Below are 15,584 nucleotides of genomic sequence, written 5' to 3' on the forward strand. Positions count from 1 at the left end.
GAAGGCAAAACGGAATAGACGGACCGACCGTCCGGCTGAGTCTGGGAAGAGGTGCCGGGCGGAGGGCGGAGCATGGCCACCGGACCCATCGAAACACATCTCCACCGTTCCTTCAACTGGGAAAACGGCGCCCCCGGGGCCCGTGAGGGGCCTCGGGGGCGTTCGGCTAGCTGCGGGAACGGCCTATCCGCTCAATGTGTTCGGCTGAGATCGGAAATCAACCGAGTCGTATGTATAGCCGCCCCTACCGCCGCCATTCTCGACAATCTTGTAGGCAAACGTCTTGTCCGCATCGCCCGTCGCGAAGGTCAGGCCGCCCAAAATACCGGTGTGGGACGTGCCATCGGCCTGCGGTTCATCGTTCGTAACGGTGAGCTTACCCTCATCCGCGCGCAGCAGCTTGTTGAGCTTTTCGATTGAAGCATCGTCTTCGCCCGTCACCGTAAAGCCAAACATGCCGGCATGCAGATCGTGCCCGTTAAGCGTCTTGACGATCTCCAAACCGCCCTGGAGCTCGTAGCTCGTTGAAGTTTGGTAACTATTGGTAAAGATGAAGCCTTCCGAGCCGGTCGTGCCATCGGCACGCGCTACAAGTTTGCCGCCCTCATCGGTTACGGTGACCGTCACGGTATAGACGTGCTGGTCATACTTCCACTCGCCAAGACCGCTGTTCGCAGCCACCTCGTTAATAGCGAACTTATACGTGCCCGGCTTGTTGAAGGTGAGCTTCGAGAAGTCAAGCTGGTAGTGCTCCCCGTCCTTGAGGCCCTCCTTCGTTTGCTTCTTCTCAGCGTAGCCGTTCTCCGCACTCATCGAAGAGCCGGTGATGAGCTTGCCGTCGATAGCAGCCTTGGTGACATCATCGGCCGCGGTCATGGCAAAGGTAAACTTGTCCGGAGCATTGGCACCGGCAACCACCTTGGTCACGGACGGAGTATAGGTTGCTGCCTCGGCGACCGTATAGGTGTTCTTGAATTTGACCGTCGCGACACCGGTAGACGTCGCATCCGACGGGTAGATCCACTGGCCCTCGAGCTCGTCCTTGCCATCGACCTGCTTGCTTACCGATGTCGTGACCCTAAGCGTGCCGTCGCCGTTATCCGCTACGACGGCCCTAACCGTATGGACCGTCTCGTCGTACGTATAGCCCGTCGCTTTGTCGTCAATCTCGCTCACCGTATAGGTGAACGTCTTGCCGGCATCATCCTGAGTGAAGGTCAGCCCGCCCGCAGGTACCAAACTTACGGTCTTGGGAGCGTTGGCCTCGACATTTGCGGTCTCAAAGACCTTGTCATTCGTGGAAATGCCAACCTTGCTGGCAGACGTCTCGTCAGCAGGCTTGACGATATAACGGAACGTGCTCTTAGGCGAGCCAAAAATGGTCGCGTCCTTGGGATACGTCAACGTCTTCTCGATCTGCAAACCGCCATTGGCGCCATAGTCGAGACTTGCCGTGTAACGGTTCACAAACGAGACAGCAGGCGTCGTGGCGCCGGTCTCACTTGCATCGTACTGCTGCACGTAAGTATGCGAATCTTGCTTGAGCTCGACGATCTTTTCGTCCGTCAGCGCGCTCGCGTCGGCGCCGTCGCCCAGCAGCTCCGTCACACCCGCACCCTTGAGCACGGTCGTCACGGTGTAGAGCTTAGCGGGGTCGTCCTTGCGTGCTAGAACCTTAACGAGCACGATGGCATCGCCGGTGTAGCCGGTGTCATAGGTGTAGCCGGCAGCAGTAGCAGGCTGGTTCTCGTGGATGCGATAGGCAAACGTATGGCCCAGATCCTGCTCCGTGAGTTTACGGGCAAAGAGCTTCTCCGCCCCACTCGCGCCCACCACGGCGCCGGACACGCCGGCCTTCGCCGCCTTGTTGGACAGGTTGGCCTCGGCGCCATCGACCGACGTCTGGACGCCGTTGTACCAAAGGCCCGTCACGGCAAAGGTAAACTGGCCCGCGGTAGAGGCGCGGCCCTCAAGGGTCTTGCTCACCGTCACGCCGCCAAAAGTGCCCGACGCATGGTATGCGTTGGTAAAGGCGGCCTTGTCGGTTATGTCCTTATCCGTATCGGAGGCACCGGTGTTGGCGTAGCTCACGCTCGACACGTGCAGCTTGCCCGTGTGGTTGCCCGACTCGTTCAGATCGGTCACCACAACGGTCGCGCGTGCGGTGTGCTTGTCCATGGACATGCCCGCCTGGCCATCCTGCGCGGCATTCTCGGTGATATTGAAGCTAAAGGTGCCTGCGCGGTTGAACGTCACGGTCGGGGCGGCTTCGGTGCCAAAGGAGAACGATGCCACGCGTCCCGACTCGGGCGCGCCGGCGACAGCCTGGTTGACGTTAACGGCAACGGCCCCGTCCTTTACCGCTTGCGCGGTGGTCTTGCTCAAACCGGTCGCGCCGGCATCGTCCGTAGCGGCAGCGAGGTTAAAGGTATAGCTCTCGCCCTGGTTCCAGTCGCGACCGCTCACAGTCTTTTGGCCCTGCAGGGTCGCGCTCGTGGGCTCCACGCTATATATATTGGTAAAGGACGGTGTGGCGTTGTTGTCCAGTTTCTCTACCGAGCCGTCCTCTGCGGCCTTGTAGTACTCAACCGAAGTCTGGATGCCGGCACCCTTCTCGGCGTTGCGTACTACGGCGTAATAAACCGATCCGTCGTAGGTCATACCCGCGACGCTGCCGGGATTCTCAGCGAACTTGTAAACGTAAGCGCGTCCCGCATCCGGCTTGGCGGTATAGGAGATCGCCGGCCAGGTCACCGCGCCATCATCGGCGTTGTTGCCCACGGTCGCAGTGTTGCCCTCGGTACCCTGAGGCATGGGGGCCTTGATGCTCGGTACGACCGTCTTGGGGTCGAACGCTGCGTCGTCGTCCGCATAGCCGCCCATACCCTCAAGCGTAAAGCTAAAGGTATTCTGGGCAAGCAGGAAGGTCCCGGCGTTGTCGGTTAGGCTCTTTTGAGCATGGATGGTGATGTTCCTCTCATGCTCGTCGTAGCGGTTGGTGAAGATCGCGTCGGCAACCTCTGTCTTGGTGTCGTCGCCCGCGTCGTTGCGCTCCTGCGTCATCTTCACGCTCTTAACGACAAGAGCACCAGCTTGGTTGTCCTCCACCACGACCTCCGCTTTATAGCGGGCGGCGGAGTAGCTTATGCCGTCTGCCCCGGCATCGGAACCGGGGATAACCTCCGAGATGGTATAGGTGTACGTGCCGGGCTTGACATAGGTGATGTCGCCAAACGTTGCCGTCTTATAGGTGATGTCGCCAACCGTTTGCGTCTGGGCATTCTTGGTAAGCTCGACCGTCGACACCTTGCTCTTGGCGCCCTTGGGCATGGGGACGCCGTCCTCGGCCGCAAGCTGCACGATAAAGGTATCGCCATCGGCCCAATTGCGGCCCTCGAGCACCTTCTTGGCGCTTAGGCCATTCTTTACGAGGTTGACACTGTAGTTGTTGGTGAACTCTAGCTTGTTGCTCGCGGGAATCTTTCCGTCCTCGAGCGCGACGATCTTGCCCGTGATAGTGTTACCGGTTCCGGACTGCTCCTCGCCGCCGGCCTTGCGGCTCACGAGGCTAAAGCCAGCCGGAAGCACCGACTCGCCGGCAGAGCCGGTCACAGTGTTAACGATGCTCGCCAGCACATTGCCACTGGACTCCTCGCCCTTGGTGGTGAGCTCGCTCACGCTGTAGCTGTCGTCCTTCTTAAGGTCGTAAACGCGAATGGTCTCGCCGGCCTTGATGGAATGGGTGTCGCCGTTCTTAAGCGTAAAGGAGTTGCCCATGGACTTGCCATTCGCATCGAATACGCGTGCCTCATAGCCCTCCTCGGAATCCGGCAGGGTGAACTTAAACGTAAACGTCAGATCGTTGCCGTTCGCATCCTTGGTGGGCGCGGTAAGGCCATTGTCCGCCGTCACGGTCTTAGTCACTTGCAGGCGTGCCACGCGACGATCGGTATACTGCACGGCCGTTGCCGTGGTAAAGAGATGATTGAGCTGAAGCGTGCCCAGATCGGTACGCGTCTTGGAAGCATCTCCTATATATGTTGAGTCATCTTCTTGGTACAGGGCCATGCGGTTGATGCCCGTATCGGCATAGATAATTGCCAACTGTCCGTTGCGCGGGCCGCCGTCCTCGACATAGCGCAAGACCGACTTGGTTCTCTGCGTCGTCTTGTCGTAGCGCATGTGCATCATTTTATCTGCAAGTGAGGGCGTCACGCCCTCGGCGGTGTTCTCTTGACCCCACGTCAGATTTCCGCTTGCGTCAACGGTCGCGCTCTGCAATTTGCCCTTGATATGCGTAAGGGTGTTATCGATAGCGTCGGGGGAGCCGAACTGTGCCAAGGATGCAATCAGCGAGCCCGGGCCGCTCATGCTGCGCACACCGTCGTCCGTATCGCCGGCGTCCACGTACACGCCCGAATCATCCACGATCACCTTGGTAATCGTGTTGTTAATCTCATAGCCATCCGGGCCTACAGACTCTCGCAGGTAGTAGACCCCCTTGATAAGGGGCGCGTGATTTGCCGAATCGATCGGGAAGCATGCGGCGCCCTTGATCTCATACGGGTAGCTCATGCCGTTCGCCTGCACGGTGTCATACGGCGTGGCACCGGACTTGATGGCATACGTGCTGGGACTATCGCCGGCAACGTCCTTGGCCTGGTACAGCTCAAACGTCGCGCCGTTCACGGGCTTGCCCAGGTCGTCAACCTTCTGCACAAACAGACGGTTCTGAACATTGGTGAGGTGGATCACCGTAGAAAACTGACTGTTTATCGTTTGATATTGGACCATAGAGGTGTTGTCGATGGTTGCCCCCGCCAGAGACGATGCCGTGGTGTGATACACCGCCACGGTATATTCCGCCTTCGACTTGTCCGTCATCATGGCGGCGTACTTCTCGATATCTCCGGGCAGCGACCTGACCGTCACCACGTAGTCGCCCTTGGTATCAACATCAAAGACACTCGTGTCCGCCGATTTGGCAGCCTCGACCGCACCGGCAATGCCGTGCGCGGAGCACAGCTTATAGCCATTGAGCGGGTTGCCCGTGACCGCCGTCCACGCGTCTTCGCTTGTGTGGTCCTCGCTCGCACCGGTGAGCTTGAGTACGACGGCAAACGTCGTACCCGAACTAATGGCGTTGCCTTTATTGTCTTGCGTATCTTTATCTAGGGAAATAGTCTCCTTAGCGGCCAGATAGCCGCCGTTCAGCCACATGCGGCTACCCGTCCATGACTTGCCGTCGGCCGTGGTGACCGTCGTCTGCGGTGCAACCACCACACCACCCGAGCCACTCGCCGCAGCTTGCTTATACTGCAGGTGCAGCTCACCTGGCGTTGCAGTGGTCGACGAGGTCAGGCTCGAGCGGTATCCCTCGGGCAGGCCTGTCTCTTTGAGTACAAAGTAGTCGCAATGATTGGTGTTGTGCTCTTCGTCAAACGAGAGGACGGAGCCGTTCGACTTTTGAAGTATCAGCTGACCCCCGTCTTTCGTCGTGCCCTGAGCGACGAGCTCACCCTTATTCCAGTCGGCATCTGGTCCATCGGACCGGTACAGCTTGAAGGTTGCGCCATTGACTGCCTCGCCGTTTTGGTCGACCTTCGCGACCTCGGACGACGGCAGGGTGGTGAGGTTGAACTTAAGCGACATGTTCGATGCGCCCGCGCCACGCTCCAGGTAGAAGAAGCTCAGCGTGTGCTTGGTGCTGTCGCAGAAGGTGTTGTCGCGGAAGTTGGTGGTATCTGCGCCGGCGGCTTTGAACATTGCTTTGATGGTAGTATCCGGAAAATACTTTGGTGAACCATTTGCGCCATCAATATGTCCAACGCGCACCACACCAGTAGCGAAGTTAATATCAAGCGTCGCCTTCTCGTGGATGCCACCCAGATCGCCCACGAGCACGCCGTCGATATAGACCCAGACGTCATCGTCACCCGAGAACTTAAAGATCATGTCATTGTTATCGGTGGTCTTGCCACCCGCAGGCTGGACGAACTCCGTGGTCATGGACATGCCAAAGTGGTGGTTGAGCTTATCGTTCGTTCCGTCCGTTATTCCTATAGGAGAGAGCCGGCCGTTCCTCTCTTCAAAAACCTTGTCAGCCGAGTCAAAGGGGAAGAACTGACCCCGATTCGCATCCGACACGCTGTCCTTATATACGCCCGCCTTATCGTAGACGTCAAAGGAGTTAGTCGTGAAGTTATACACAGCATAGTTGCCGTCAGAGCCGTACGAATCGTAAACGTAATAGCCATCCTTGAGCTGGAAAAGGCCTTGTACGTTGTTGTGAACGGCCTTGCCGTCCTGCTTGCCATTTGCCTGGCTGTCGTTATTAAAGAGATAATCGAGCGACTCGTCTTTGTACGTACCGTGCGTGTTATACGAGGTGTAGGTGCCAGCATTGATCGACGGATAGCCCTTTATCAGTGTGTTCTTCACAAACGAAAGACGTCCAAAGCCGCCAATAACACTTTTTCCCGTCCATTTATTAATGCCCGATCCGGCACCGCCATTGAACTTGAGCTGATGGTCTTTATTGATGCCGGTGTTGTCATTCTTGTTGTCGTTGTTTATGTTCTTCGAGCTGTCGTTGTCGCCGTTCACGACCCAGTAGTCGAACAGATTGACCGTAGTGCCGGTGGGATTCACCGTCTGCACGGTATGGTTGCTAAAAGGAACCGCTTGATCGGCCGACGCACTCGTCGCACCAAACATGAGCGCACACGCCGCCAGCGGGACGGCCAAAACCCTCAGGGCACGCTTGGCGGTATTGGTTTTCTTGCCAAAAGGCTTTAGCATTTCTCGAGCTCTCGCACACACGCGATTCATGAAGGCCCTCCCCAAATCCATGAGGACGGCAAGCAGCGGCTCGCTATATATGTGTGTCGTCCCCATCGATGCAAATATACGCCCCCCCCCGCGCAGAAACGCAAGGCAGGACATCGCAATATACTTAAAATTGTAGCAATTTAAACGACCCACTATTCCGCGTCAGGTTGCCACTCGGTCGTCAAATCGAACCATTCGCGCCATCAAAGGGGCTCGGCAGGATAAAACCGTCGGCAATCTTTATCCCCACAGCCCCACAAGGCAGCTAATTTGGGACGGGGCTTTTTTGACTACTTGGGCAATCAGATCGGCATGTAGTCAAAATAGCCGTCCCAAATAGACTGGTCTGACGCTGCGCCACGAAAAGGGTCTATCTACTACGTTTAGACCGCAGGGGTCGACCATAGCCGACTTTTTCGGAAATCGGCAAGCTCTCTACCTGCACTGATAATTGTTCTCGGGGGAAGCGGGCACTGCGGGGCGCGGCAACGGCGCGCGATTTCCGCGTCGCAGCGCTACCCTGATGCTGAATGCCGGGACGATGACCCACTGACCTGCTGACGCCTCTTCGGCCGTCCTCAAATCCGACCTGTCTCGCCCCGGCTTCCGCGACCCGGAGTCCTGCCATGACCTAATAGGAGCATGAGCGCGGACAATCGGACAAGCCAACTGAATTGTAGCGCTCCCGTCAGTGCAATGTCTGGGAGACCCGGGCGCGGAGCAGGCGGCAGACCGAGGGGAGCGAAAATGGAAGGCGAAACGGTCATCGCGGGCGTCGACACGCACAAGGACGTGCATGTCCTGTGCCTGCTCGACGGCCTCGGGAGGAAGATCCGGAGCGGGAGCTTCGGGGCCGACCCCGAGGGCTACGACAGGCTGGCGGGGGCGATAGGCGACCCGGGGAGCTGCCTGGTCGTCGGCGTCGAGGGCACGGCATCGTACGGGGCCGGGCTGACGAGGAGGCTCGTGGAGCTCGGGTGCAACGTCGTCGAGGTGCTCAGGCCCAAGAGGGACAAGGCGAGGCCCGGCGAGGGGAAGAGCGACCCGCTGGACGCCGAGCGCGCGGCGCGCAAGGCGGCGTCCGGGAGGGGCTGCTCCGTGCCGAAGTCGCAGGACGGCTGGGTCGAGGCGGTGCGCCAGCTCTACGTCGCGCGCAGGCTGGCCGTCGCGACGTCCACGTCCTGCGTGGCCTGCGCGAAGTCGATGCTCACGACGGCCCCGGGCGCCCTGAGGGAGCGGTTCGGGGGCCGCGAGCGGCCGAAGGACCTCATGCCGCTGCTCGCGCGCGGGAGGAAGGCGGCCAGCGCGCTCGAGGAGAGCGTGCTGGCCTCGCTGCGGTCCGTCGCGGCGGTCTGGAAGGAGGCCCGCAGCCAGGTCGAGTCCCTCGACGCGCGCATCCGCGCGCTGCTGGAGGCGAACGCGCCCGCGCTGCTCGGCGTCGAGGGCTGCGGCACGACGACCGCCGCCGCCCTGGTCGTGGCCGCCGGCGACAACCCCGGCAGGCTGAAGGGCGAGGCGGCGTTCTCGATGCTGTGCGGCGTCTCCCCGATCCCCGCGTCGAGCGGGAAGACGGAACGGCACAGGCTCAACCGCGGCGGCAACCGGCAGGCGAACTGGGCGCTCTACGAGATCGCGATCAAGCGCATGGCGTACGACGAGAGGACGAGGAGGTACGTGGCGAGGCGAACCTCCGAGGGGAAGTCCCGGCGGGAGGCGGTCCGCTGCCTGAAGCGCTACATAGCGCGGGAGGTGTACCGCGTGCTCATGGACCCGAACCCCGACGGCGCCGCGCCGGAGGGCCCCGAGCTCGCGAAGATGCGCAAGGCGATGCGGGTGACTCAGAAGAAAGCCGCCGCGGAGCTCGGCCTGTCCGCAGCCACACTCGGGCACTTGGAACGGGGGAAACGGCGGTCGACGAAACTGGAGAGGAGGTATTACGAGCTCCTGTGCGAATTGGAGAGAGCGCTCCCGCAAACTGCCTCTTGACAACTTATAGGAGCGTCGGTTTTAATTTCACAAAATCCGGGATGGTCGAGGTAGCTCGGTCAAACGTAGTAGATGGCCGCATTTCGTGGCAAACGGTCCGACTCGAGACCCATGTCGACCAGCCTCGGATGGCAATTCACGAAGTTGCGGTAGAATACGGACTGAATTGGCACCTTAAAGGCAAAAACACTCCGTATTTCACCGCAAGTTATTGGGGGGATGGGTTTTAGAGGCGAGCGAGGTCATAGGCTTGGGCGGCGGCTTCGCCGGCGCAGATGAGGTTGGTTGTGGCTTCCTGCGGATCGAGCGCTTGGTCGAGGGACATGGGCTTGCGACAAATCGGCAGCACCAGGTCGACGCCTTGCTCGTATACCGCATCCAGGTTGCCGGCGCGACCGCCCACGACGGCGACCACCGGCTTGCCATGGCGCTTGGCGCGACGTGCCACGCCCACTGGCGCCTTACCGGCGGCGGACTGCTCGTCCATGTTGCCCTCACCCGTTATGACCAGGTCCACATCGTGCACGCGCTCATCAAACCCCACAAGGTCGAGCACCGTCTCCACGCCCGAGCGCAGCTCGGCGCCAAGTGCCAACAAGGCAGCCCCCAGCCCACCGGCAGCGCCCGCGCCGGGCACGCCGAGCACCGAACCAAACGTCCGCGCGCCCTCGGACACGCGCAGTAACCCCTGAGCTCGAGCCTCGGCGATCGCCGTATCGAGCAGGCGGCCGTAGTCGACCATCCAGCTGTCGTACTTGTACAGCGTCTCGGCATCATCCGTCGGCAGACCCTTCTGTCCGCCGAACACCGCCAGCGCGCCACGACGTCCCACAAGCGGATTCTCGACATCGGAAAGCACGACGATACGCACGCCATCCAGTGCCCGTACCGCCGGCACCAGATCAACCCCAGTCACTTGCTCAAGGCCCGCAAGCCCCGGCGCAATATCACAGCCGCGGTCGTCGACAAGACGCGCACCCAACGCCTGTAGCATGCCGGCGCCGCCGTCATTGGTGGCGCTGCCGCCCAGTCCTATATATAGAGTCTTCGCCCGCGCGCGAACCGCGCGAAGCATCAGCTCGCCCACGCCATAGGTCGAGGCTGCCAGTGCCGCCGACTCCGTGCAGGGCGAATATCCAATCCCCGCCGCCTCGGCCATCTCGATGACCGCCGATTCGCGCTCGGTATCCAGCAACATCCGGGCAGACACGCGCTCGCCCAAGGGACCTGCCACTTCGCAGGTCACAATCTCGCCGCCGCACGCGGCAACGGCGTCGAGCGTTCCCTCGCCGCCATCTGCCAGCGGCAGCGTGCTCACCTCGGCATCGGGCCACACGCGACACACGCCCTCGGCAACCGCCGACTCCGCCTGTGCGCTCGACACGCTGCCCTTAAAGGAGTCGATTGCCAGCAGCACGCGACGCGGTCGGCGCTGCACGGGGCCAAAGTCGACCGCCGCACCAGCAACCTCGTCGGCATCAGCCAGCGCCGCGGCATGAGCGGCATGCGCCTCAAGATCGGACCCGCAGCCGCAACCGCCGCCATCCACGCCGCGCAAACCGGCAAAATAGCTGCTCAGCACCGCACGGCACTCGTCCGTCAGCACGCCAGCCGTCACATTAAACCGATGATTCAGGCGCGAATCGGCATTGAGGTCGTACAGCGAACCCAGCGCGCCCGCCTTGGCATCGGCCGCACCATACACGCATCGCCCCACGCGCGCGTTGACCATAAGGCCCGCGCACATGCAGCAGGGCTCGAGCGTCACATAGACCGTGCAGTCGGAAAGGCGCCAACGGCCAAGCGCCTGAGCGGCGGCGCATAAGGCCGCAAACTCAGCATGCGCCGAAGGGTCCTGATCGAGCTCGCGACGATTGTGCGCCCGCGCGACGATCTCGCCTGCGCACACCACCACGGCACCAATGGGCACCTCGCCCACCGCCGCGGCAGCGCGCGCCTCAGCCAGCGCCTCGCGCATGAACTTCTCGTCGATTTCGGTGATCGTCATCGTTCGCCTTCCCTGTTGCAGATTCAAAACGATGCTATCATTACGACTCATGGAGAGATGGCAGAGCGGTTGAATGCGGCGGTCTTGAAAACCGTTGAGCGCGAGAGCGTTCCGGGGGTTCGAATCCCCCTCTCTCCGCCACTTTTAGTGATGCACCGGCGTCATGGTCCGTTCAAACAGTGCATCGACTACGTCGGCAATCTCGGGTCGGCTCTCAAGATCGTGACCCGATTCCCACCATTTTGTAAACAAGCGAATAATGCCGCCGGCGATAAACTCCGATGTCGTCTCGAGCGATACGGGGGCCAAGGCGCTCTCGTCAAGCGTGCTCATCACGCGCTCGCGAATGGAATGGGCAATGCGGTCGCAAATCATGCTGGTCAGCATGCCCGACATGCTGCTCTCCAGGATGTTATCCATGAGCTGCTCATGTGCCAGGATCATGTCCATGGCGTCGGCAAACACCTCATGGCGAAGCACGCGCACGTCGTCGGCCGACACCGCGCTCCCCTTACCGGTCCGCTTCTGCGGCAGCCCCGACATAAGCTCGTCGACATAAAAGGCAAAGTAATCGTTCTTGTCACGGAAATGCTTGTAGAACGTCGTGCGGCGGATCATGGCACGCTCGCACAGCATGGCGACCGTAAGGTCCTCAAAGCGATGCTCTTCGAGTAGCTCGGTAAAGGCATCGAACAAGGCACGATAGGTTTTCTTAATGCGCAGATCCATCTGCATCGCATCCTCAGGGCAAGACAGCGCTCGTTAATCTGTCGCATATCTTACACCTGTACCCCGCCCCTCGCTGAGCGGTCGACCTTACCGAAAACATAACGCTTACCGGAAAGTTCGGCACGGCAAAACGTTGCGGGTATACTAGTAGCGTTATACCAACGGCAGCTGGCGCATGCCGCCGCGGCCATTCGAAACGGAGACATCATGATTACCGTCATCATCGGCATCGTTGTTGTCATTGCGATTGTCTGCGCCATCGCCGGCATCTACAACAACATGGTCACCAAGCGCAACCGCATCGACAACGCGTGGCAGAACATCGACACGCAGCTGCAGCGTCGCAACGACCTGATCCCCAACCTGGTCGAGACCGTCAAGGGCTATGCCAAGCACGAGCAGGAGACGCTCTCCGCCGTGATCAGCGCACGCAACACCGCCGTCAAGGCGACCACGCCCGAGGCCAAGATGGAAGCCGACAACGTGCTGACCGGTGCCCTGCGTCAGCTCTTCGCCGTAGCCGAAGCCTACCCCGACCTTAAGGCAAACACCAACTTTACGCAGCTGCAGGCATCGCTCGAGGATACCGAGAACAAGATTAGCTATGCACGCCAGAGCTACAACGATTGCGTGCTCAGCTACAACAACGCCATCCAGACGTTCCCGGCCGTCATCTTTGCCGGCATCTTCCAGTTTAAGGAGCGCCAGGGCTTCGAGGCCGCCGAGGCCGCCCGCCAGGCACCGACCGTCAAGTTCTAGTAGGCACGGCCGAGCTTCCGCCAGCACATTGATCCTTTAGGGGTCCAAGGCAATCGCCTTGGACCCCTTCTTTATAAATGCGCGTCCAAAAGGCCGCGCACCATCTTTAATTCAGATTAATTATTGCCTGCGCGACAACGCCGAGCCCGCAGGGCAGAGAGCAAGTTCCCTCCCGGCGCACTCCGCAGGACGCAAGAAGCCCTCGCCGCACGAAGTGCGCAGCGAGGGCTTCTTGCATGTCCGAGGACGCGCCGAGAGGGAACTTGCTCTCTGCCCAGACAGGTAAGACAGATTACGCGACGACGTAAACCCAGTTATGCTTATCCTCAACGGCACCAGACTGAATGCCGGTCAGGGTCTCGCGGAGCTTCTTCATCACAGGGCCGATCTCGGTGTAGCCAGCCGGGAAGGTCACGGTCTCGTCGGCGCCATAGACCTTGTTGTCGATCTCGCCAACCGGGGAGATGACGGCGGCGGTGCCGCACAGGCCGCACTCAACGAAGGTGCCGGCCTTGACCTCGGCCCACTCGACGGGACGCTGGTCAACGGTCATGCCCAGGTCCTCGGCAACCTGAACGAGCGAACGGCGGGTGATGGAGGGCAGGATGGAGTCGGTGTGCGACTGCGGAACGACGAGCGTGCCGTCCTCCTTCACGAACAGGACGTTGGCGCCACCGGTCTCCTCGACATAGGTGCGGGACTCGGAGTCGAGATACAGGTTCTCGGCATAGCCCTCGCGGTGAGCCTCCATCGTGGGCTTGAGGGACATGGCATAGTTGAGGCCGGCCTTGATGTTGCCGGTGCCGTGCGGTGCAGCGCGGTCGTACTCGGAAACGCGCAGCTTGACGGGCTTGAGGCCGCCCTTAAAGTACGGACCGACCGGGGTCACGAGAATGCGGAACGTGTACTCAGGAGCGGGAGCCACGCCGATCACGTCACCGGAGCCGATCATAAACGGGCGCACATACAGGGTTGCGCCGGAGCCGAAGGGCGGAACCCATGCGGCGTTGGCAGAAACGACCTGCTTGACGGCCTCGACGAACTTGTCCTTGGGGAACGGGGGCATCTCGAGGCGCTCGGCGGAGTTGTACATACGCTCGGCGTTCATGTCGGGGCGGAAGCAGACGATGCTGCCGTCCTCGGCGGTGTAGGCCTTCAGGCCCTCAAAGACCTCCTGGCAGTAATGGAAGATGCCGCCGCACTCGGAGACGTGCATGGTGTGGTCGGTGGTCAGGCCGCCCTCGTCCCACTCGCCGTCCTTCCAATGGGCCTCGTAGCTGTAGTCGGTCTTCATGTAGCCAAAGCCGAGGCTACCCCAATCGATATCCTTCTTCTCGACAGTCATATGTCGCTCCTTACATACACAGTTGCAAACTCGCGAACCCGCACGCAAGGACCGAGGCCGACCGCGTCGCAACGTCGCACGCCCGGAGCGTAGAGCCGGACGGGACACGCGAACGGCATCAAAGCCGATGGCACGTCGATTCGCATGCACGAGATTGTACTCCGCACGCGCGTCGGATAAAACGCTTTTCTTTAACTAACTAAAGTATTTTCATTTGACCGAAGCAAAAAGGCCCGCCACCGTAAGCGGTGACGGGCCTCAACTGCACGGCTTACGCGCCGGCTCGATCTACGCGTTCTTTTTGCCCAGCTTAGCCTTAACCAAGCCGACCACGGTCGGGATGATCGACACGGCGACGATACCGATAATCAGCAGCTCAAAGTGCTCCTGCACAAAGGGAATGCCGCCAAAGAAGTAGCCCAGCAGCGTAAAGACCGTCGACCAGGTAATGCCGCCCAGCACGTTAAAAATGACAAAGTTGCGCCAGTGCATGCCGCCCATGCCGGCGATAAAGGGCACAAAGGTGCGAATAAACGGGAAGAAGCGGCCCAGGAAGATGGCCAGGTGGCCCCACTTGTCCAAGAAGTCCTCGGACTTTTTGATGCGCTCGGGCGTCATGGCCTTGACCTTGCCCGAGGCAATGATCTTTTTGCCAAAGAAATGGCCGATCATAAAGTTGCACTGATCGCCCAAGATGGCAGCGGCCCATGCAACGGCCAGCAAAGCCACGATGTTAAAGCCACCGTTGTGGGCAAAGAAGCCCGAGGCAAACAGCAGCGAATCGCCGGGAAGGAACGGGAAGAACACCACGCCCGTCTCGATAAAGATGATCAGGAACACGCAGCCGTAGGCCATGAGCGGGCCGGCGGCAATCCAGCTGGCGATCGCAGTGCGTGGATCCTTAAGCAGCTCGGCAATGAAATTGATAAAACCCATGAAGTAAAACCTCTCAGTTGTGGGCGCGGACACGTCCAAGTTGACCAGTATACGGTTGCGGCGCGACCATGCACACGACCCCACAAAAGCATGACTCCATTACCAGCAAGTTTGCATAACTGACACCTGTCACGCAAAGCCGTGAAAGATTGCTCTTCCTAATCCCTAGCGAATCGCTATACTTTATTGAATCGCATTGCCATGGCGCTAAGGGAGGGCGGCCGGTGAGCTTTATCAATACCATTCGCGAGGACATCAAGACCGTCCAAGCGCAGGACCCCGCCGCGCAAAACGGCCTGGTCATTTTCCTTTCGTACCCCGGTCTGCATGCCAAGTGGAACCACGTACCCGAGCACTGGCTCTGGGAGCATGGTCATCGCTCACTCGCCCGTGTGCTCTCGCAAATCACCCGCCACATCACCGGCGTCGAGATTCATCCCGCCGCGCAAATTGGCAAGCACTTCTTTATCGACCACGCCATGGGCGTCGTCATCGGCGAGACCACCATTGTGGGCGACAACTGCGTGCTCTACCAGGGCGTCACGCTCGGCGGTACCGGCAACGAGACCGGCAAGCGCCACCCCACCCTGGGCAACAACGTCACCGTGGGCACGGGCGCCAAGGTGCTCGGCAACATTCGCATCGGCAACAACGTCAAGATCGGCGGCAACTCGGTCGTCGTTAAAGACGTGCCCGACAACTGCACCGTCGTTGGCGTGCCGGGACGCATCATCAAGCGCAACGGCTGCCGCGTGTTCGAAGAAAGCTTCGATGCCAAGCAGCATCGCGAGTACATGCCCGATGACGCCGCCGAGCAGAGCGCCCTCAACCGCCAGGGCATCACCGAGAATGCCCGCCGCGTCAAGGAACTCGAGCGAGAGGTGGCGGAGCTCAAGGCCCTCGTCGCCAAGCTCGTGGACGAGCACTAGGAACGCGAGCGGCACAAAACAACATCGACACCGACGCAAAAGGCGCGCCAGGGAATCAATC

General features: G+C 60.3%; 8 protein-coding genes and 1 tRNA gene. 4 read left to right on the plus strand and 5 right to left on the minus strand.

Annotated features, from left to right (window positions below):
* Nucleotides 1-183 precede the first annotated feature (183 nt).
* The gene (locus OIL88_01315) at nt 184-6,801 is read right to left on the minus strand and encodes a SpaA isopeptide-forming pilin-related protein (protein ID HJI71024.1); all 6,618 of its coding nucleotides are present in this window, start codon (nt 6,799-6,801) and stop codon (nt 184-186) included.
* A gap of 777 nt (nt 6,802-7,578) precedes the next feature.
* Here OIL88_01315 and OIL88_01320 point away from each other — a divergent pair.
* Nucleotides 7,579-8,817 (plus strand): IS110 family transposase, encoded by a 1,239-nt coding sequence (locus tag OIL88_01320; GenBank protein ID HJI71025.1) that lies wholly within the window; start codon nt 7,579-7,581, stop codon nt 8,815-8,817.
* Between the two features lie 226 nt (nt 8,818-9,043).
* On the opposite strand, the gene tadA is transcribed toward OIL88_01320, so the two are convergent.
* Nucleotides 9,044-10,825 (minus strand): tRNA adenosine(34) deaminase TadA, encoded by a 1,782-nt coding sequence (gene tadA / locus OIL88_01325; protein HJI71026.1) that lies wholly within the window; start codon nt 10,823-10,825, stop codon nt 9,044-9,046.
* A gap of 51 nt (nt 10,826-10,876) precedes the next feature.
* Between tadA and OIL88_01330 the strand changes: the two genes are divergently transcribed.
* A tRNA-Ser gene (locus OIL88_01330) sits at nt 10,877-10,966 on the plus strand.
* A 3-nt stretch (nt 10,967-10,969) separates the two neighbouring features.
* Here the strand turns inward: OIL88_01330 and OIL88_01335 are convergent.
* Nucleotides 10,970-11,554, minus strand: coding sequence for a TetR/AcrR family transcriptional regulator (locus tag OIL88_01335; protein HJI71027.1), 585 nt, complete (start codon nt 11,552-11,554; stop codon nt 10,970-10,972).
* A gap of 207 nt (nt 11,555-11,761) precedes the next feature.
* Here OIL88_01335 and OIL88_01340 point away from each other — a divergent pair, with 207 nt between their 5' ends.
* Nucleotides 11,762-12,313 (plus strand): LemA family protein, encoded by a 552-nt coding sequence (locus OIL88_01340; protein HJI71028.1) that lies wholly within the window; start codon nt 11,762-11,764, stop codon nt 12,311-12,313.
* Nucleotides 12,314-12,605: 292 nt separating this feature from the next.
* Here OIL88_01340 and OIL88_01345 read toward each other — a convergent pair whose 3' ends face one another.
* Together OIL88_01345 and OIL88_01350 are read right to left on the minus strand one after the other, a co-directional pair.
* Entirely contained in the window at nt 12,606-13,658 is a 1,053-nt protein-coding gene (locus OIL88_01345; protein ID HJI71029.1) for a branched-chain amino acid aminotransferase, read from the minus strand.
* Nucleotides 13,659-13,946: 288 nt separating this feature from the next.
* Nucleotides 13,947-14,594, minus strand: a complete 648-nt coding sequence (locus tag OIL88_01350; GenBank protein HJI71030.1) for a VTT domain-containing protein — start codon at nt 14,592-14,594, stop codon at nt 13,947-13,949.
* A 224-nt stretch (nt 14,595-14,818) separates the two neighbouring features.
* On the opposite strand from OIL88_01350, the gene cysE reads away from it, so the two are divergent.
* A complete protein-coding gene (gene cysE, locus OIL88_01355; GenBank protein HJI71031.1) occupies nt 14,819-15,523 on the plus strand; it encodes a serine O-acetyltransferase in 705 nt (234 codons plus the stop codon).
* Nucleotides 15,524-15,584: the final 61 nt, after the last annotated feature.

The sequence above is a fragment of the Coriobacteriaceae bacterium genome (assembly GCA_025992855.1).
Taxonomy (GTDB): Bacteria; Actinomycetota; Coriobacteriia; order Coriobacteriales; family Coriobacteriaceae; genus Collinsella.

Excerpts from the sequence above, each read along its gene's own strand:
- OIL88_01345 (HJI71029.1), bottom strand. The coding sequence starts at position 13,658 with ATGACTGTCGAGAAGAAGGATATCGATTGGGGTAGCCTCGGCTTTGGC.
- OIL88_01340 (HJI71028.1), top strand. The coding sequence starts at position 11,762 with ATGATTACCGTCATCATCGGCATCGTTGTTGTCATTGCGATTGTCTGC.
- OIL88_01320 (HJI71025.1), top strand. The coding sequence starts at position 7,579 with ATGGAAGGCGAAACGGTCATCGCGGGCGTCGACACGCACAAGGACGTG.
- tadA (HJI71026.1), bottom strand. The coding sequence starts at position 10,825 with ATGACGATCACCGAAATCGACGAGAAGTTCATGCGCGAGGCGCTGGCT.
- OIL88_01350 (HJI71030.1), bottom strand. The coding sequence starts at position 14,594 with ATGGGTTTTATCAATTTCATTGCCGAGCTGCTTAAGGATCCACGCACT.
- OIL88_01315 (HJI71024.1), bottom strand. The coding sequence starts at position 6,801 with ATGCTAAAGCCTTTTGGCAAGAAAACCAATACCGCCAAGCGTGCCCTG.
- OIL88_01335 (HJI71027.1), bottom strand. The coding sequence starts at position 11,554 with ATGGATCTGCGCATTAAGAAAACCTATCGTGCCTTGTTCGATGCCTTT.